Annotated in this window: 11 protein-coding genes and 4 pseudogenes; 5 read left to right on the forward strand and 10 right to left on the reverse strand. The window is 69.8% G+C overall.

Annotated elements, in window-relative coordinates:
* A pseudogene (locus FMEAI12_RS03595) lies at positions 1-1,055 on the reverse strand (integrase core domain-containing protein); the annotation flags it as partial.
* An 8-nt stretch (positions 1,056-1,063) separates the two neighbouring features.
* Here FMEAI12_RS03595 and FMEAI12_RS03600 point away from each other — a divergent pair.
* Positions 1,064-1,502 (forward strand): annotated as a pseudogene (locus tag FMEAI12_RS03600) (integrase core domain-containing protein); the annotation flags it as partial.
* A 113-nt stretch (positions 1,503-1,615) separates the two neighbouring features.
* Here FMEAI12_RS03600 and FMEAI12_RS03605 read toward each other — a convergent pair.
* Together FMEAI12_RS03605 and FMEAI12_RS03610 are read right to left on the reverse strand one after the other, a co-directional pair.
* Positions 1,616-3,118, reverse strand: coding sequence for an MFS transporter (locus tag FMEAI12_RS03605; RefSeq protein WP_112104964.1), 1,503 nt, complete (start codon positions 3,116-3,118; stop codon positions 1,616-1,618).
* Between the two features lie 155 nt (positions 3,119-3,273).
* Positions 3,274-4,224 (reverse strand): alpha/beta hydrolase, encoded by a 951-nt coding sequence (locus FMEAI12_RS03610; RefSeq protein WP_112104965.1) that lies wholly within the window; start codon positions 4,222-4,224, stop codon positions 3,274-3,276.
* Positions 4,225-4,640: 416 nt separating this feature from the next.
* On the opposite strand from FMEAI12_RS03610, the gene FMEAI12_RS03615 reads away from it, so the two are divergent.
* Positions 4,641-5,408: a TetR/AcrR family transcriptional regulator gene (locus FMEAI12_RS03615; protein ID WP_235013664.1), complete on the forward strand. Its 768-nt coding sequence runs from the start codon at positions 4,641-4,643 to the stop codon at positions 5,406-5,408.
* 116 nt (positions 5,409-5,524) lie between these two features.
* Here FMEAI12_RS03615 and FMEAI12_RS03620 read toward each other — a convergent pair.
* The 3 genes and pseudogenes from FMEAI12_RS03620 to FMEAI12_RS03630 all read right to left on the reverse strand — a co-directional run bounded on the left by FMEAI12_RS03620 (position 5,525) and on the right by FMEAI12_RS03630 (position 9,227).
* Positions 5,525-6,629 (reverse strand): annotated as a pseudogene (locus FMEAI12_RS03620) (integrase core domain-containing protein).
* A gap of 182 nt (positions 6,630-6,811) precedes the next feature.
* Positions 6,812-7,537 (reverse strand): response regulator, encoded by a 726-nt coding sequence (locus tag FMEAI12_RS03625; protein WP_112104967.1) that lies wholly within the window; start codon positions 7,535-7,537, stop codon positions 6,812-6,814.
* A gap of 13 nt (positions 7,538-7,550) precedes the next feature.
* On the reverse strand, positions 7,551-9,227 hold the full coding sequence (locus tag FMEAI12_RS03630; RefSeq protein ID WP_112104968.1) for a sensor histidine kinase: 1,677 nt from the start codon (positions 9,225-9,227) through the stop codon (positions 7,551-7,553).
* A 143-nt stretch (positions 9,228-9,370) separates the two neighbouring features.
* Here FMEAI12_RS03630 and dctA point away from each other — a divergent pair, with 143 nt between their 5' ends.
* The 3 genes and pseudogenes from dctA (at position 9,371) to FMEAI12_RS03650 (ending at position 13,264) form a co-directional block, all read left to right on the forward strand.
* The gene (dctA, locus tag FMEAI12_RS03635) at positions 9,371-10,777 is read left to right on the forward strand and encodes a C4-dicarboxylate transporter DctA (RefSeq protein ID WP_112104969.1); all 1,407 of its coding nucleotides are present in this window, start codon (positions 9,371-9,373) and stop codon (positions 10,775-10,777) included.
* A 772-nt stretch (positions 10,778-11,549) separates the two neighbouring features.
* Positions 11,550-11,792, forward strand: coding sequence for a hypothetical protein (locus tag FMEAI12_RS03645; RefSeq protein WP_235013665.1), 243 nt, complete (start codon positions 11,550-11,552; stop codon positions 11,790-11,792).
* 915 nt (positions 11,793-12,707) lie between these two features.
* A pseudogene (locus tag FMEAI12_RS03650) lies at positions 12,708-13,264 on the forward strand (DNA-binding response regulator).
* 42 nt (positions 13,265-13,306) lie between these two features.
* Here FMEAI12_RS03650 and FMEAI12_RS39445 read toward each other — a convergent pair.
* The 4 genes from FMEAI12_RS39445 to FMEAI12_RS03665 all read right to left on the reverse strand — a co-directional run.
* On the reverse strand, positions 13,307-13,432 hold the full coding sequence (locus FMEAI12_RS39445) for a hypothetical protein (protein WP_304598613.1): 126 nt from the start codon (positions 13,430-13,432) through the stop codon (positions 13,307-13,309).
* Positions 13,399-15,831 carry an ABC transporter permease gene (locus tag FMEAI12_RS03655; protein ID WP_235013667.1) on the reverse strand — a complete coding sequence of 811 codons (2,433 nt, stop codon included), beginning with the start codon at positions 15,829-15,831 and terminating at the stop codon, positions 13,399-13,401. Before FMEAI12_RS03655 ends, FMEAI12_RS39445 begins: the two co-directional genes overlap by 34 nt.
* Complete coding sequence (locus FMEAI12_RS03660) at positions 15,828-16,661, reverse strand: ABC transporter ATP-binding protein (protein WP_112104971.1); 834 nt, start codon at positions 16,659-16,661, stop codon at positions 15,828-15,830. The genes FMEAI12_RS03655 and FMEAI12_RS03660 overlap by 4 nt, the downstream gene beginning before the upstream one ends.
* Positions 16,658-17,394, reverse strand: a 737-nt coding sequence (locus tag FMEAI12_RS03665) for a DUF2306 domain-containing protein (protein WP_235013668.1), incomplete at its 5' end; no start/stop codon positions are given. The genes FMEAI12_RS03660 and FMEAI12_RS03665, both read right to left, overlap by 4 nt.

Below are 17,394 nucleotides of genomic sequence, written 5' to 3' on the forward strand. Positions count from 1 at the left end.
TGGCGCTTGACGCTTCGTCAGGTCGGCGATGGGGTGCTCGGACGGTGGTGGCTGAAGGTTGCGGCCGCGGTGGGGTCGTCGTCCGTTGTAGTGGGCGGCGTACGCGGTCAGGACGGTGGGCAGGTGCCGCTCGCCGAAGATCAGCATCCGGTCGGTGACCTTGGTCCGGACGGTGCGGACGAACCGTTCGGCGTAGGCGTTCGCCCGGGGCGTCCGGGGTGGGATCGTGACGGTGGTGATGCCGGCGTCGGCGAGGACCGCGTCGAAGGAGGCGGTGAACTGTCCGGCCCGGTCACGGACCAGGAACTGGAAGTCGGCCGCCCGGTTGCCGAGGTCCATGAGGAGGTTCCGGGCTTGTTGGGTGGTCCACGGTCCGTCCGGGTGGGCGGTGACTCCGAGGATGTGGACGGTGCGGGAGCCGACCTCGATGACGAAGAAGCAGTACAGGCGCCGCAGCGTCACGGCGCAGTCCACGTGGAAGAAGTCGACGGCCAGCATCGTCGAGGCCTGCGTGCGTAGGAACTGCCGCCAGGTCGCGTCGGTCTGCCGCCTGGGCGCCGGTGGGAGACCCAGGGACTTCAGGACCCGGCGGATCGTGGAGGCGCTGACTTGGTGGCCGAGTTTGAGGAGCTCGCCCTGGATCCGCCGGTAGCCCCATGTCGTGTTCTCGGTCGCGAGCCGCTCGATCAGTGCGGCGATCTCCGTGCTGACCGGAGGTCGTCCCGTTCGCCTCGGGTCCATTTTCGGGCGAGGAGATCACGGTGCCAGCGCAACACGGTGGCCGGGGTGACGAAGAACGAACCCCAGCGGGCCCGGGGTAGCAGCCGGGACAGGGCTGCGAGGATCATCCGATCCGCCGGTTCCAGTGTCGGGCGGTTCACCTGCCGTCGCAGCACCGCCACCTGGTGTCGCAGGACGAGGAGCTCCACGTCTTTCGCGGTGTCGCCACGCACGCGGAGCAACGTCAGTCCGAGAGCGTTGCGTGTCAGGGCGTGGAGCAGCGACCACACCATGACCATCCAGCCTGCCCGACACAGGCCCTGTCCGGCGAGCAAACGCGCAGGTCACCGCTCACCCGGACGGACCGTGGACCACCCAACAAGCCCGGAACCTCCTCATGGACTTCGGCGACCGGGCGGCCGACTTCCAATTTCTGGTTCGTGACCGGGCCGGCCAGTTCACCGCCTCCTTCGGCGCGGTCCTCGCCGACGCCGGCATCACCACCGTCACGATCCCACCCCGGACGCCCCGGGCGAACGCCTACGCGGAACGGTTCGTCCGCACGGTCCGGACCGAGGTCACCGACCGGATGCTGATCTTCGGCGAGCGGCACCTGCCCACCGTCCTGACCGCGTACGCCGCCCACTACAACGGACGACGACCCCACCGCGGCCGCAACCTTCAGCCACCACCGTCCGAGCACCCCATCGCCGACCTGACGAAGCGTCAAGCGCCAACCCATCCTCGGCGGCCTGATCAACGAATACGAACGAGCCGCCTAAAACCCCAGGTCAACACCGGTGACCGAGTTCTGGCACCCCACAGGCATCTCGACGCCCCGGTCGCCGTCAGGTTGCGCTCGGTGCGCCGACCACGAGCTTGGGTGGGGCGGGAGTTACTGGGCGGTGACGATCGCTTCGTCGGCGGTGCCGCTTGCGGTCACCTGTTCATCTTCATCCCCAGCAGGTTCTTCCCTGACCGCGGCAGCGGCGGCCTTGCCGCTCTTGAGGATCAGGGCGACGAAGCCGCCGACGACCGAGAGGGCGCCGGCGAGGACGCCGGCCCACCGGAGGCCGTAAACGATCTCGTCCAGCGTGGGCCCGGGGACCGCGTTGTAGTCGAGTCCGTGGTTGGCGACCGCGATCAGGGCGGCCAGGCCCACGGCGCCGCCGATCTGCTGGGAGGTGGAGGCCACCGCCGAGGCGACGCCCTGTTCCATCGGCGCGACACCCATGCCGGCCGCCGCGAAGGTGGCGGTGAAGCCGACGCCGCCGCCCAGGCCCCACAGGACCATGCCGGGCAGCATCGACCAGAACGAGCCATCCACAGCCATGACCACGCAGACGAGGGCCACGCCGCCGCCGTTGATCATCAGAGCCCCGGCCAGAGTGGCGCGGATGCCGAATCTGTTGAGCAGGACGGCCGTCACTGGTCCTCCGATCATGGAGAACACGCAGACGGGAAGGAATGCCAGGCCCGCCTCCGTGGGGCTGTAGCCGAGGACGGGCTGGAGGTAGGTGGTGAGCACGTAATAGCCGGTGGCGAGGGTGCCCATGAAGAGGAAGGCGACCGCCATGGTCGTGGCCAGGGTGCGGGTGCGCACCAGCCGCAGCGGGAGGAGCCCCTCCGGGGTGCGGGCTTCGGTCACCAGCAGGGCGACGAGGAGCACGCCGCCGATCACAATGGTGCCCAGCGCACGGACCGAGGTCCAACCGGACTCCGGGCCGCTGGCCAGGCCGAAGACGATGAGCGAGGAGCCTGCGGTGGCAAGCAGTGCGCCGGGCACATCGAACGCCTTGACGCCGCGCTTGACAGGCGCGTCGGCCGGCAGCAGTCGCGGCGCGGCCAGCAGGGCGATCAGCGCGAGCGGGACGTTGACGAAGAGGACGGACTCCCAGCCCCACCAGTCGGTGAACAGACCGCCGAGCAGGGAGCCGGCGGCGAGGCCGCCGCTGCCGACGGCGCCCCAGACGGCCAGGGCGCGGTTGCGCTCGGCTCCCTCGGCGAAGCCGCTGTAGATCAGCGTGAGGATGGCGGGAAAGAGCAGCGCTCCGCCGATGCCCTGCAGGGCACGCGCGGCCACGAGCAGCCCAGGTTCGGTGGCGAGCCCGCCGGCGAGGGACGAGACGCCGTAGATGGCGACGGCGACCAGGAAGATCCGGCGTGCCCCGAGCCGGTCGACCGCGCGGCCGCCGAACAGGAGCAGGCCACCGAAGCCGACGGCGTAGGCACTCACCACCCATTGCAGCGACTGGGCCGAGAAGTCGAGGTCGGCGCCGATCTCGGGCAGCGCCACGTACACGATGTTGTAGTCAAGTGCGATGATGAGCTGGGCAAACGCGATTAGTGCGAGCCTGCCTCCCGACCGCGCTGGCGACCGAGTCGGTGAATTAGTCATGGGGTCGTCTGTCTCCTACGTGGTGGCAGTGGGGAATGCGCCCCGGGGCACGGCAAGAACCGGGGAATTCCGCGCCCGCGGTCGGGCGACCAGGCTGAATATCCGACTGAATATCCGAGGCCGAGTTCCTGGCTTGTTCAGTTTTTTGGGCTGGTTCAAAGACCGGTCAGGACTCGGACGCGGTCGGCGGTGGCGCGCCGCCCGACATCGGTCTCCGGTCCCAACGCGTCGAACCCGTGGGGCGCCCCGGGGTGCACGTGCAACTCGGTGGAAACGCCGGCCGCCGCGAGCCGACGTGCATACTCGATGCTCTCGTCACGGAAGATGTCGAGCTCGCCCACCTCGACGTAGGCCGGTGGCAGGCCGGTGAGGTCGTCTGCTCGGGCCGGCGCCGCGTACGGCGGGACGTCGGGCCCGCCGTACGCGGCGCCGAGCAGCGCACCCCATCCGGTGATGTTGTCGTCGTAGTTCCAGCCCGCGAACGGTGCGATCGCGGGATCGGGCGTGGTGTTGCGGTCATCGAGCATCGGGTAGATCAGGATCTGTCGGGCCAGTGCGGGGCCGCCTCGGTCGCGTGCCAGCAGGGCCACCGCGGCGGCCAGTCCACCGCCTCCGCTGTCGCCCATGACCGCGATCCGTGCTGGGTCGACCCCGAGCTCGACTGCGTGGTCAGCCAACCACCGCAGCGCGGCGTAGCAGTCCTCCACCGGCGTGGGGTGGGAGTGCTCCGGGGCGAGGCGATACTCGACCGACAACATGGGGACACCGGTTGCCGATACGTATCGGGCGACCCACGGATCGTAGAGTTCGACACTGCCGAGAATCATTCCGCCGCCGTGGAAGTAGAGGACGGCCGATCCGGGCATCGACTCGCGCGCGGTATACCAGCGCAGGGCGATAGTGGCGCCATCGTGGGCGTTGGTCTGGTAGTCCGTGGTCGTCACGTCCTCGGGTGCAGGCAAGGCATCGATCATTTGCGCCAGCGCCGCTTCAACGCTCACCCGCCGCGTCTTCCAGTCACCCACCGGCGGGGGCTCGACTTCTGGCGCGGCTGCCAGGAACGGTGCTATGGCCACTGCGAGCTGGGGATCGAGTGCGAACGTCATGTGATTCCTTCCAGGGGTGTCCGTGGTAAGCCGGCGTTGGTGTCGAAGAAGGCATAGGCGTGCCGAATACGCCCGTTGCTGAAGACGGCGGCATCGGCATCGGAGCCGGTTGCGACGGGCATGCCTGCTCGGGGTGATCCGAACTCCCAAAAGAATCGGCCTTGGTCGGTGCTGGATGGCGATGACGATCTTTCCGTCGCCGGCGGCGAAGTCGTAGAGGGCCGGTCTGGCGGCATCGACGACCTGCGGCCTCCTGCCCGAGGCGGGAACCGGACGGGACAGCGTCGAACACCACAGCCCTGGACAACCCCGCGACCGAGGGCGCGGATCTCGTGCGCCGACCGTATCTCGTCTACCGACCGATTCCCGTGCAGTGCTTAGTTTCCATGCAGAGCACTATACAAGCGCGTCGTACGATGTCGAGTGTGGGAGAGCAGACACCAGGCCGACGGGCGCGGCTACGGGCGCAGACCACCGCCGAGATCCAGGCCATCGCGTTGCGGCACATGGCCGAGGGCGGCCCCGACGCCATCTCCCTGCGCGCCATCGCCCGCGAGATGGACATGAGCGGCAGCGCCATCTACAGCTACTTCGCCACCCGCGACGCGTTGATCGCGAGGCTCATCAACGACGTCTACACGTCGCTTATGGACGAGGTAGAGATCGCCCGCGACGCCCTCCCACCCGACGACATCGCTGGCCGGATCCTGGCCCTGGGGCAGGCCGTGCGCCGATGGTCGGTGGCCAACCCGGAACGCTTCCGGCTGATCTACGATCATCCGGCGCCCGGCCACCACGCGCCCGGCGACGGATCCACCTTCGACGCCGCCAAGCGGGCCTGCCTGGCGCTCACCGAGCTCGTCGCCGCCGCGTGGCCCCATGCCGAACCCGTCCAGCCCGTGGGCGACCATCAGTGGTCCGACTTCGCACCCGACCTGGTGACAGCCGTCCGCGACGCCTTTCCCGAGCTACCACCCGCCGGGGTCGCCCTCGCCATGCGCGTCTGGGGCCGCATGCACGGCCTCGTCGCACTCGAGGTCCACGGCCACCTCGGCCTCCTGACCAATGACCCCGCCGAGCTCTACCGCGTCGAGCTCCTCGACCTCATCAGATCGCTCGGGCTGGGCCAGGACATCGACAGGCCGGGGATCTCAAAGTCGGCGTCGCGAACGCCTCCACATTGAGCTGGTCGTAAGGCTGGTGGCCAAGAAGCGCGAAGGTGACCCTGTGGGGCTCCAGAACCCGGGTTTCGGCCTGTGAGCTGGTCTTTTGCGGTTGACGTGATCTTCTGTGGAAGTGGTCAGGCGGCGTTGCGATATTCGTTGATCATGCCGTCGAGGATGCGTGTGCGACGGACGGTGGACTCCGGGATTGGGGCGACTGCGGGTGGCGGGTCAGGTGCTGGCTGAGGGAGCGGTGGGGGCGGTGGGTGTTGAAATGCTCCGCGTAGCTGTCGAGGACCGACGTCAGGTGCCGTCCGGAGACGATCAGCAGCCTGTCGGTGCATTCCCGGCGGGCGGTGCCGATCCGGCGTTCCGCGATCGCGTTCGCCTGCGGGGCTTGCGGTGGTGTGCGCACCACGTCGATGCCGGCCCCGGCGAAGACAGCGTCGACGGAAGCCGTGAACTTCGTATCGCGGTCACGGAGGAGGAACCGGAACCGGTGGCTGCGCTCCTCAAGGTCCATCAGCAGGTTCCGTGCCTGCTGGGTGACCCAGGCCGTGGTCGGGTGCTTCGTGACCCCGAGGAGGTGGACATGGCGGGTGGCGTGTTCGACGACGAAGAACACGTAGATCCGTTGGAGGAACGCGGTGTCGACGGTGAAGAAGTCGCAGGCCAGGATGCCGGAGGCCTGGGTGCGTAGGAACGTGCGCCAGGAGGTGTCGGACCTGCGGGGTGCGGGGTCGATGCCGGCGCGGTGCAGGATCCGCCAGACGGTGGCGACCCCGACCGGGTAGCCCAGCCCGATCAGTTCTCCCTGGATCCGGCGGTGGCCCCAGGTCGGGTTCTCCTGCGCGAGGCGTAGGACCAGTTCGCGGATCTCCCGGCGGACCGGCGGCCGCCCGGGGGGGTCTTGCGGGGGTAGGTCCATTTTCGTGCGAGGAGGTCACGGTGCCAGCGCAGCACGGTGGCTGGGGTGACGAAGAGCGAACCCCAGCGGGCCCGGGGGAGCAGCCGGGACAGGGCTGCGAGGATGACGCGGTCCGCCGGTTCCAGCGTCGGGCTGTTCGCCTGCCGTCGAAGCACCGCCACCTGATGTCGTAGGACGAGGAGCTCCACGTCTTTCGCGGTGTCGCCGCGCACGCGGAGCAGCATCAGTCCGAGAGCGTTGCGTGTCAGGGCGTGGAGCAGCGACCACACCATGACCATCCAGCCTGCCCGACGCGGGCCCCGTCCGGCAGACAAACATGCAGGTCACCGCCCAAATCCGGGTTCTGGAGCCCCACAGGGTATAGGTGTCCGATCGCCTCCGGGGGAAGGCCTATCGATCATCGGGTGAGACAGAAGCCCTGGTCAGGTCCTGCGGACGAGTTTCGGGCACCCACAACTCATCTCGACTGGTCCGTCGAGGACGCGGAGGCTGCCGTTCAGTTACCTATCCATCGGTAGAGGTATTCGGGTCGTCCACCGCTTCCGTATCGTTGGGATCGGTTCACCAGGCGTTGGTTCGTGAGCCGTTCGAGGTAGCGGCGCGCGGTGACGCGGGAGATGCCGACCGCGGCTGCCACCCCGGCTGCGGTCAGGTCCGCGGCGCCGGGTTTGGCGGCAGCTCTGCTGAGGTAGGCGACAACCGCGTCGAGGGTTTCTACCGACAGACCTTTCGGCTGGTGGACGGTGTCGGATTCAGCGCTTCGTAGTGTGGCCAGGGCTCGGTCCACGTCTCGCTGGCCGAGGACGTCGGCATCCGTGTGCGCGGTGATCTGGGTTCGGTAGGCTGCGTAGCGCTCGAGGCGGTCACGGAACACCGTGAAGGTGAACGGTTTGACGATGTACTGGACCACACCGTATGAGACCGCCGAGCGGACGGTGGGCAGGTCGCGTGCCGACGTTACGGCGATGACGTCGAGCGGCGCGCCGCCGCCGCGCAGGGCGCGGCAGATGTCGAGCCCGCCGATGTCGGGTAAGCGGAAGTCGAGCAGGACAAGATCGACGTTGCCCAGGCTGGCGAGGTGAAGGGCGTGACGGCCGCTGATGGCCACGTCGGTGACGACGAACCCGGGCAGCTTTTCGACGTAGCTGCGGTGGGCGTCGGCGATGACCTGGTCGTCATCGACGACGAGTGTGCGAATCGGCGCGCCGGGTCGGCTCATCATCGCGTGGGCAACCTCATCGGGCCGGAGTCATCGCCGTGGACATGTCGACGCTCCCGTGTTGCCGAGGGATGCGGACAGTGAACACCGCACCGCTGTCGCGACCCACCTCGATCTGGCCGCCGTGGCGCCGGACGACCTGCCGGACCAGGGCGAGCCCGAGACCTCGCCCGCGTGCTGCCTCGCCCGTTGACGTGCTCGTCTTGGTGGTCCAGCCGCGTTCGAACGCCGCCGCGGCCTGTGTCGGATCGAGGCCATGACCTGTGTCAGAGACCCGGACCGTCAGGCCGTCGGGCTCGGTACGCACCGAGACCGTCACCCGCCTCGGGGCCTCTCCTGCGACCGCGGCCTCGATTGCGTTGTCGATGAGGTTGCCGATGACCGTCACCAGCTCAGCCGCCTCGACGTCGAAGACCTCGAACCGGGTGTCGTCGGTGACGACGAGTTCCACGCCGCGCTCGGCCGCCTGGGCGGTCTTACCGAGCAGCAGGGCCGCCAGGACCGGCTCGTCGACGGCGGTCAGCATCCGGTCAGCGAGCTGCTGTGAGTCAGCGAGCCCGGCGGTGGCGAACTCGACGGCCTCGTCCAGCCGATCGAGCTGCATCAGGGTGACCACGATATGAAGCTGGTTCGCGGCTTCGTGGCTCTGGGCACGCAACGCATCCGCCATGCCCCGGACCGCGTCGAGTTCGCCGGTCAGCGCTTGGAGTTCGGTGGTGTCCCGGATCGTCGCGACACTGCCGAGCGGTTTCCCGTCGCGGACGGTGGGTTTCTGATTGACCGCGAGCATCCGGTCGCCGGCCAGCAGCACGGTGTCCTCGGCTGGACGACCACTGCCGAGTAGGTCCAGCGCCGCCGGATCAAGGCCGAGTTCCGCGACCGGCCGCCCATGGGCGTCCGACGGGAGGCCGAGGAGCCGGCGGGCCTCGTTATTGGCCAGGAGCACCCGAGCCTGGTCATCGACGATGAGAACCCCTTCCCGAACAGCGTGCAGCACGGTGTCGTGATGTTCGTACATCCTGGTGATCTCTACCGGGCCGAGGCCGCGAGTCTGCCGCCGAAGGCGGCGGTTGACCAGCACCGTGCCGCCCACCGCTAGCGCGACGGCAGCCAGTCCGGCAACCAGGAGTACCGGGAGTTGCCGGCCGGCCGTCTGGCTGACGTTCTCGACGGTGATGCCTGCGGCGACCAGAGCGGCAATCTTCCCATCGCTGACGGTGACCGGCACGACCGCGCGTACTGACGGGCCCAACGTTCCCGAGTAGGTCTCGGTGACCACCTCGCCTCGTACCGCTGGTTCGGTGTGTCCGAGGAAGCGCTGGCCGATTCGGGTCGGGTCAGGGTGGGTGTACCGGATCCCGACCGGATTCATCACGACGAGGAAGTCGACCCCGGTCCGGGCTCGGGTGGCCTCGGTCAGCGGCTGCAGCGAAGCGCTCGGATCGGCCGAGCTCAGGGCCGCGACCATCCCTGGAGCATGGGCGAAGGTCTCCGCGACCGCGACGGCGAGATCGCGTGCTTGGTGTTCCGCCGTGCGACGGGCCTGTAGCACCGAGGCGGCAACCGCAGCCACCACGAGGAGTACGACCACCGCGACCTGCAGGACGAGCACCTGGCCCGCGATGCTGCGCCGGCTCAGCCGCGTGCCGCGACCGCCGCCGGGGTCGTCCGCACCACCGGGTGTTGTGGCCATCGGCCCAGTGTGCCGGCCGGGACCAGTTGGCACCAGACGCCGTGAACAGTACGACCAAAACCGTGACCCATGATCGTGAACGCAGCCACTGTAACGCCACCACACGGGGCGGGTACACGGAACCGCCCGGCTAGGAGGCTCGCATGACCACGTTATCGGCCCCGTCGCGGACGGGACCCGCACGCCGGCGCTGGTACCGGCAGCTTTACGTCTGGGTGCTGGCGGGGATCGTCGCCGGAATCCTAGTGGGCCACTTCTCCCCAGGAGTCGGTGTCGACCTTCAGCCACTCGGCACGACTTTCGTCGACGCCATCAAAATGATCATCGCTCCCATCGTGTTCTGCACAGTGGTCGGCGGCATCGCGCAGGTCGACAACCTGCGCAAGGTAGGCCGGGTGGGGCTGAAGGCGTTCACCTACTTTGAGCTCGTCACCACCGCCGCGCTGGTGCTCGGGCTCGTCGTGATGAACGTGCTGCGTCCCGGTGACGGCGTCAACGCCGACCCGGACACGCTGTCGGTCAATGAGACCGTCGGCGGGTACATCGCACAGGGCGAGTCAAAGGGCTGGGGCGATCACCTGGCAGACGTTGTACCGGACAGCGTGGTCGGCGCGTTCGCCGAGGGCAAGGTGCTCCAAGTACTGTTCTTCGCCGTACTATTCGGCATCGCACTGAACCTCACCGGCAAGCAAGGTGCCGCAATCGCCGGCGGAATCGAGCGGGTCGGCCGCACCATGTTCCAGGTACTCCGGTTCATCATGTACGCGGCGCCAGTCGGCGCGTTCGGCGCCATGGCCTTCACTATCGGCAAGTACGGAATCGACACCCTCACCAGCCTCGGAAAGCTTGTCGCGGTCTTCTACGGCACGTCTCTGTTCTTCGTTGTCGTTGTGCTCGGCACGATTGCTGCGACCATCGGCGTGAACATCTTCAAGCTGCTGCGATACATCCGAGAGGAACTCCTGATCGTCCTTGGGACATCGTCCTCCGAATCTGTCCTTCCGCAAATCATGACAAAACTGGAGAGACTCGGAGCGCCACGCCAGGTCGTGGGTCTCACAGTTCCTACCGGATACTCTTTCAACCTGGACGGGACCTGCATCTACCTGACGCTCGCCAGTCTGTACCTCGCCCAGGCGGTCGGCGTCGACCTCTCCCTCGGCGAGCAGCTCACCATCATCGGTGTGCTGCTACTGACCTCCAAAGGCGCTGCCGGGGTCACCGGCTCCGGCTTCATCGTGCTCGCGGCGACGCTGTCGACCGTCGGGACAATTCCGGTCGCCGCCATCATGCTGATCTTCGGGGTCGACAAGTTTATGTCGGAGTGCCGGGCGCTCACCAACGTCTGTGGCAACACCCTCGCCACCCTCGTCGTCGCGAACTGGGAAGGCGTCCTCGACAAGGAGCAGATGCGAAAGGCGCTGAACGCGGGTCCGGACTACACACCGGACGTCACCGACAGGCTCGACGTGCCGGAGACGATCGAGACCGGGGAGCTACTTGAGGCACCGGCGCAGGCCCAACCCACTCTGGTCGGCGGTAACCGCTAACCGACAGGCCGGGCGGGAGACGTAGCCGTGCGCCGGCAGCGGCGCTGTCGCGTCGATGGGTCCGACGCGGCGCTGACCATCACACTCACCGCCCTCACAGTCAGCACGTCTGAGCTGTCGATCCGACACGTGCGCTGACATCCGCCGATAGCTGATCCTTCCGCCCGGCCGTACCACTGCCGTCACCGAAGGTCCACCGCCATGGTCACAGGCCCCGCAAACCCTGTCCTTGCCTTGTGGGGCTCCAGAACCCCGATTTGGGCGGTGACCTGCGTATTTGCCTGCCGGATGGTGTGGGGTGCCAGAAGTCGGCCTGGGCCTGTGAGCAGGGATGACCTGCGGTTTGACCACCGCCATGATCGTCACGTGCCGGAAGCGACGGGTTGTGGTCCGTACCGGCACTGCGGATCTCCTCAGCCGCGTAGGAGAGCCGCTCCTGCCGAGGCGGGTGACGACGGCACCCGCTGTGGGCCGGCTAAAGAAGGCCAGGTCAACGCCGGTGGCCGAGTTCTGGCACCCCACAGGCAGCGCATCACCAGCCAGCAGCCCCGGCTCTTCGCCCACTGGGCATGGGCCGCGGGATCCTGGTGGACAGGATGACAGGAGCCCGGTGACGAGAGATCGTCACGCCGGGATCTGTGGGAGCCCGGGGGTGAGATCCCCCCGGGCTACCCGACCCACGTTGCTACCCGCGTGGTCGGCTGCCGGCCATCATGGGTAGACCATCGACAGCGGCGCGAGCACAGCCACCTCGAAACGGGAATTGAAGGTCATGATGGGCGATACCAGCCGACTCGACGCAATCGCTGCCCGCCTGCTCACCGCGGAGCGCGCCAACCGTGGCGTCCGACACCTGGCCAACGCGGCGGTCGAAATCGGAGAGACGGTGGACACCGCCGGCGCTGTCGTCATCCTTTCCGAGTACCGCCAGGCGTACCGCGAGGTGCATGACGTGCTCACTAACGGTGACCCGGTCGATATCGTTTACCTGGCCTCACAGCTCGACCCATCCTGACCCGGTCTTCCAGGTTTACCTGCGTCGGCACTGTTGTGTCGTGAGGTAGACGCGCATGCTGGGGTCCGGCCGGCCGGTGGTCAGATGGCGTGGGTGAGCTCGGTGTCGATCATAACCAGGCATGTTCGGGACAACCCTCTCCAGAGGGTCGAGCCGCACATTGCCGGGCCTGCTCGAAATCATTTTTCGGGGCCCGGTCAAATGAGCGCGCATTGAGCGCTAGTGAAATTCTGAAATCGAATGCCGATCGGTTAGGTTCTCCAACCATGCAGGTCAAAGCAATTTTGATCAACTGGAGGCGCGGTCTATGACCATCATTCGAGCTGGTTAAAAGCCGGTTGCTCCGCAAATTGAGCAACCTGGCATACCTCCTGCGCGGATCCACCGTCGACCCTGTACTGGGAAGATGCATGCGCGTTGTGCGCGCGGACGTTCCGGTGCGGCCCGACATTCGCGGTGGCCATATGACGGTGGGTCACGGCGCGCGTCACCTACGAGCTCCGCGAGATCGGCCGGTGTGGCGAACGAACACCGGCCGATCCCCGTCCTCATTTCTGGGAGTGCCTGGAATGGGCTGGCTGGGCGACGCCGAGTCGGGGTCGCCCGTCCGGTTCCCTATCCGCATGTCGGTCCAGCGAAGTGATTGAACAGCGGGCAGCATCCCACCATGCAATCCCGGTCATCGTGGCCGCGTCGTTCCCGCTACCCGAGCGCACCGCCCAACGCGGACGTCCGGGCTGATGGTCGGGGCCATGGCCTGCTGGCCCCGACACTTGGTGTCATCCCGGGGTCGTGGCCCGCGCCCCGTGCGCGGACGCACGACGGCGAGGCCGCACGTTTCCGCTGGTAGACGGCCTGTCCCTGCGGTCAGGGATGGTGATCGTGGGGCCGGGGATGGTGGGGTAGCGGTTCGCATTGTGCACGGTTCTGTCCATGGAGGACGACATCACGGTGGTCGCGCAGGCGGCATCCGGGCCGGAGGCGCTGGTGACGGCCCGGCTCCACCGCCCCGACGTCGCGCTGCTCGACCTGCAGATGCCCGGCCTGGACGGCATTGCTGTCGCCCAGGCGCTGCACGCCGACCTGCCCGCGTGCGCCAACGTGATCGTGACCAGCCACGGGCGGCCCGGCTATCTCAGGCGGGCGCTCGCCGCCGGAGCGCGCGGCTTCCTGCCCAAGACCGTGTCCGTGCAGGTGCTCGCCGACGTGGTGCGGGTGGTGCACGGCGGCGGCCGGTACGTGGACCCGGAGCTGGCGGCCGAGGCGATCGCGGCCGGGGACAGCCCGCTGACGCCGCGCGAGGCGGAGGTGCCGGAGCTGGCCGCTGGCGGCGCGCCGGTGGAGGAGATCGCGGCACGGGTGTCGCTGTCGCGGGGCACCGTGCGCAACTACCTGTCGTCGGCGGTCGCAAGCTGGGCGCGGTCAACCGGCACGAGGCCGTCCAGCTCGCCCGCGTCCGCGGCTGGATCTGACCGGAGGCGGCCCCGCGAGGGATCATGCCCGCGCCGGCGGGCCTACTCGCGGACGCCGGCCAGCTCGGCGGGGCGGCGACGCAGCAGCAGCGCGGCCGGGATCACGCTGGCCAGCACGGCCGTGACCAGGCAGGTCAGGACGATCCCGGCGAGCGGAGCCCAGGGCACGGCCAGCGGCACGGACGGCGCGATGTCGCCAGGCCGTGGCGGGCACCGAGCGCCGTGACCGCCGTGACGACCGCGGCCAGCAGCACCCCGATGCAGGTCACCAGCACCGCCTCGGTGCCGACCACCCACAGCACCTGACGGCGGGTGGCACCGGCGAGCCGGATGGTCGCGAACTCCCGTGCGCGGTCCCGGGTCGCCATCACGAGGGTGTTGGCGATCGCGATGCCGGTGTAGACGAGCGACAGGCCGAGCATGGCGACCGACGCCTGCCGGTTCACCCGTGCCTCCTCCTCGCCCGCCGCCGAGAGGTAGCTCCCGGTGTCGACCACCGTTCCGGCACCGGCGGCGGCCGCCGCGTGTACCTGTTCCAACGACGCGTCCGGTGCCAGCCGCAGGTAGACGACGTCGGCCACCGGGAGGGCGTGGCGGTCGCGCAGCCGCGACGGCAGCAGGACGGTCTCCGAGAGGTCGAGCTGCCTCTCGAAGACGGCCACCACCCGCAGCCGTGCCGGCGTCGAGTCACCGAGCCACAGCTCGGCCGTCTCGCCGAGCTCCCAGCGACCCTCCGGAACGGCGACCGTGTCGGTGCCGGCGAGGTCGGCCAGCGATCCCGCGACCAGGGGGACGTCGAGTACGGCGGCGAGGTCCGCGCCCGACGAGTAGTAGCCGGTCCAGCCCTCCGGCTCGTCGCCGTCCCGAACGTAGACCCGGCTCTCGGTGACGGGAACGGCGGCACTCACCCCGGGGACCTCGCGCAGGGCGGCGACGCTCGCGTCGGGCAGCCCCTTCCCGGTGACGGGGATGGTGAGTGCCTCGGCCGTGATCCGCTCCCGTGCCGTGTTCTGCGTCGCCGCCTGCAGGGTGCCGAGCCCGGTCAGGGTGGAGCCGGCAATCCCGACGGTCACCAGGATCGGCGCCGCGGTCGCGGCGGTGCGCAGCACGGCCGCCCGCGCGCCATGGCCGGCGAGCAGGCCCACCGCCCCCGACGACCCCGACAGCGGGGCACTGAGCAGCGACACCAGCGGTGGCACCACGAGCGGAGCGAACATCGCGCAGGCGACGATCAGGAACAGCGTCGTGATCATGATGAGCGCGACGGCGTCCGCGCTCGGGTTCGCCACCAGCACCGCGACCAGCGGCACGCAGCAGCCGAGAGCGAGCAGGCCGGCCAGCGCGCGCGCCGTCGTCATCGGCCGGCGGTCCACCGCCGCGTCGCGCAGCGCCTCGACCGGGCGCACCCGCCCCGCTCGCCGCGCCGCCACCCAGGCACCGAGCAGGGCCACGCCCAGCCCGGTCCCGAACGCGGCGGCCACCGGCCAGAAGACGAACCGGGCGGTGAAGTCGCTGGGCACGAACCCGGTGCGGGCCAGGCGCGCGGCGAAGTCCGGGGCGATCGCGGCTCCCAGGGCACCGCCGGCCAGCGAGGCGAGCACGCCGACGGTGAGGGCCTCGCCGAGCACGATCCGAAAGACCTGGCGGGGCGTGGCGCCGGCGGCCCGCAGCAGGCCGAACTCATGGCGCCGGGCCGTCACGGCGTAGGCGAACGTCCCGGAGACCACGAAGATCGACACGAAGCCGGCGAGCCCCGTGGTGGCGGCGAGCAGGGCGACCGCCTCCGTCCGCCGCTCGGCGTCGGGGTCCGGCTCGGCTCGGCGCCGGTCGTCGCCGGTGAGCACCTGAACGGAGCCGTCCTCGAGCGCGGTGTCGCCGACGACGGCGCGGGCGGCGTCGGCCAACGACATGACGGAGGGTGTGCTGGCGCCGGCCGGGCCGGTGCCCGGCGCGTTCAGCGCGACCGCCGCGACGCGGCCGTCGGCGAGCTCCTCGGCAACGGCGTCGGCGGTGTACAGCGCCGCCGGGGCGTCGGTGCGCAGCACGCCGCTGACCACGAAGCGCTCCACGCCGCGCCCGGTGACGACGGTGATCTCGGCTCCGGGACGGTGGGCGGTCGGGGCGCTGAGCACGACGTCCCGAGCACCACGGGGCGGCCCGCCCGCGACCCACCCGTAGGCGTGCAGGGCGGCGGCCGACCACGGGCGGACGGTGTCACCGGGCGCTCCGGGCGCCGTCGCGTACGCCGCGAAGTCCAGCACCAGGGAAGCGTCCAGGCCGGCCAGACGGTCGCGCAGGCCGCTCGGCAGCCCGCGCGCGGTGGCGGTACGCAGCGAGGCCGTCTCCCGGTCCTCGCCTGAACCGGTGGTGACACTGACAGTGCCGCCACCTGCCACGACCACGTCGGCATCGACGTACCAGGTCGGGCGGCTCCCGCCGCCCCCGACGCTGCTCACGAGGGTCAGCGCCATCGCGGCCAGCAGCGCCACGCCGAGCGTCAGCGCGACGAATGTGCCCACCAGGCTGCCCTTGCGGGCGCGGACGGTGTGCCAGACCAGCCGGATCATGGCCGCTCACCCACCGGCCCGGTCAGACGCCCGCTCGGCGGCTCACCCGCTCTGGCGCGCGTCACGGCCGCTGCCGTGGCCTCGGCCGGCTCGGCCGGCTCGGCCGCGGGCTCGAGGCCGGCCAGCCGGGCGGCGACCGTCCGCGGAGTCGGATCGCGCAGCTCGCCCGCGGGCCGACCGTCGGCCAGGAACACCACCCGGTCCGCGTGGGAGGCGGCGACCGGGTCGTGCGTCACCATCACGATGGTCTGACCGTCCCGGTCGACCAGTCCGCGCAGCAACGTCAGCACCTCGCGGCCGGTCGTCGAGTCCAGCGCGCCGGTGGGCTCGTCGGCGAACAGCACCGACGGACGGGTCACCAGCGCCCGCGCGATCGCCACCCGCTGCTGCTGGCCGCCCGACAGCTCCGCCGGCCGACGCCGGCCCCGGTCGGCCAGGCCCACCGCCGCGAGCACCTCCCGGACCTCGCGCCGGCGCGGCCGCCGTCCGGCCAGCCGCAGTGGCAAGGCCACGTTCAGCTCGGCGGTCAGGGACGGCACCAGGTTGAAGGCCTGGAAGACGAAGCCGACCCGGTCCCGGCGCAGCACGGTCAGCGCGTTCTCGCTCAGCCGGGCCAGGTTCTCGCCGTCGAGGAAGACCTCGCCCGCCGTCGGCCGGTCCAGACCCGCCGCGCACTGCAGCAGCGTCGACTTGCCCGAGCCCGACGGACCCATCACCGCGGTGAAGGTGCCGCGGACGAAGGCGAGCGTGACGTCGTCGAGCGCTGTCACGGCGGCGGTCCGTCGGCCGTAGACCTTGCTGACGCCGCGCAGCGCCACCGCCGCCGTCATGCCGACACCTCCCGCCGGGTGAGGAACCACTGGGCGACGAGCAGGTTCGGCACCCAGCACAGGAACGGCACGACGTGGTAGGCCCGGTCGAACGCGACGTCGGCGTCGGTGCCCGCCAGCCCGGTCTGCGTGGCGATCAGCACCCCCAGCCACAGCCGCAGGGTCACCGCGGCATAGGTCAGGGCGAACGCCCGCAGCGCCCAGCGCCGGTGGGCGGGGACGTCGCGGTGGCGGATGGCCCGCCACGCCGCGACGGCGAAGCTCACCCACAACAGCGCCAGCAGACCGAAGCCGGCGGTGCCGACCGGACCCGCGAGGTTCACCGACGCCAGCACGGCTCCCGCGACCCCGGCGACCAGGATGGCGCTGAGCGTGATCCGTCCGGCCGTCCGATGCAGCCTGGGTGCTCGGGCTCTCACCCGCGCGGAGAGCTGGACAGGCGAGAGCAGCAGGGCAAGTCCCCCGAACGCGACGTGCAGGTAGAACGCGATCTGGATCGGCGTCGGCCGGTCGACGTAGTTCAGCGCCAGGTCGCTGTCCTGCTCGGCCAGGGCCGTCAGGGACGTTGTCAGGTAGGGAAGCGGGGCGAACAGCGCGATGGCCACCGCGCTGAGCGCAAACCACCAGGCGGCGGCGTGGCCCCGGCCGCGGGCGGGGCCGGTGGAAGAGGCCAGGGTGGACATCGGGTGCCTCCGGGACGGGTTCAGGGGGCGGGTTCTGAGCAGGCTTGGAG

Origin of the sequence: Parafrankia sp. Ea1.12, assembly GCF_900465275.1 — a bacterium.
Lineage (GTDB): Bacteria > Actinomycetota > Actinomycetes > Frankiales > Frankiaceae > Parafrankia > Parafrankia soli.

Coding starts and splice junctions, on each gene's coding strand:
- FMEAI12_RS03660 (WP_112104971.1), bottom strand. CDS start 16,661: ATGACGGCGGCGGTGGCGCTGCGCGGCGTCAGCAAGGTCTACGGCCGA.
- FMEAI12_RS03615 (WP_235013664.1), top strand. CDS start 4,641: ATGTCGAGTGTGGGAGAGCAGACACCAGGCCGACGGGCGCGGCTACGG.
- FMEAI12_RS03605 (WP_112104964.1), bottom strand. CDS start 3,118: ATGACTAATTCACCGACTCGGTCGCCAGCGCGGTCGGGAGGCAGGCTC.
- FMEAI12_RS03630 (WP_112104968.1), bottom strand. CDS start 9,227: ATGGCCACAACACCCGGTGGTGCGGACGACCCCGGCGGCGGTCGCGGC.
- FMEAI12_RS03625 (WP_112104967.1), bottom strand. CDS start 7,537: ATGATGAGCCGACCCGGCGCGCCGATTCGCACACTCGTCGTCGATGAC.
- FMEAI12_RS03655 (WP_235013667.1), bottom strand. CDS start 15,831: ATGATCCGGCTGGTCTGGCACACCGTCCGCGCCCGCAAGGGCAGCCTG.
- dctA (WP_112104969.1), top strand. CDS start 9,371: ATGACCACGTTATCGGCCCCGTCGCGGACGGGACCCGCACGCCGGCGC.
- FMEAI12_RS03610 (WP_112104965.1), bottom strand. CDS start 4,224: ATGACGTTCGCACTCGATCCCCAGCTCGCAGTGGCCATAGCACCGTTC.
- FMEAI12_RS03645 (WP_235013665.1), top strand. CDS start 11,550: ATGATGGGCGATACCAGCCGACTCGACGCAATCGCTGCCCGCCTGCTC.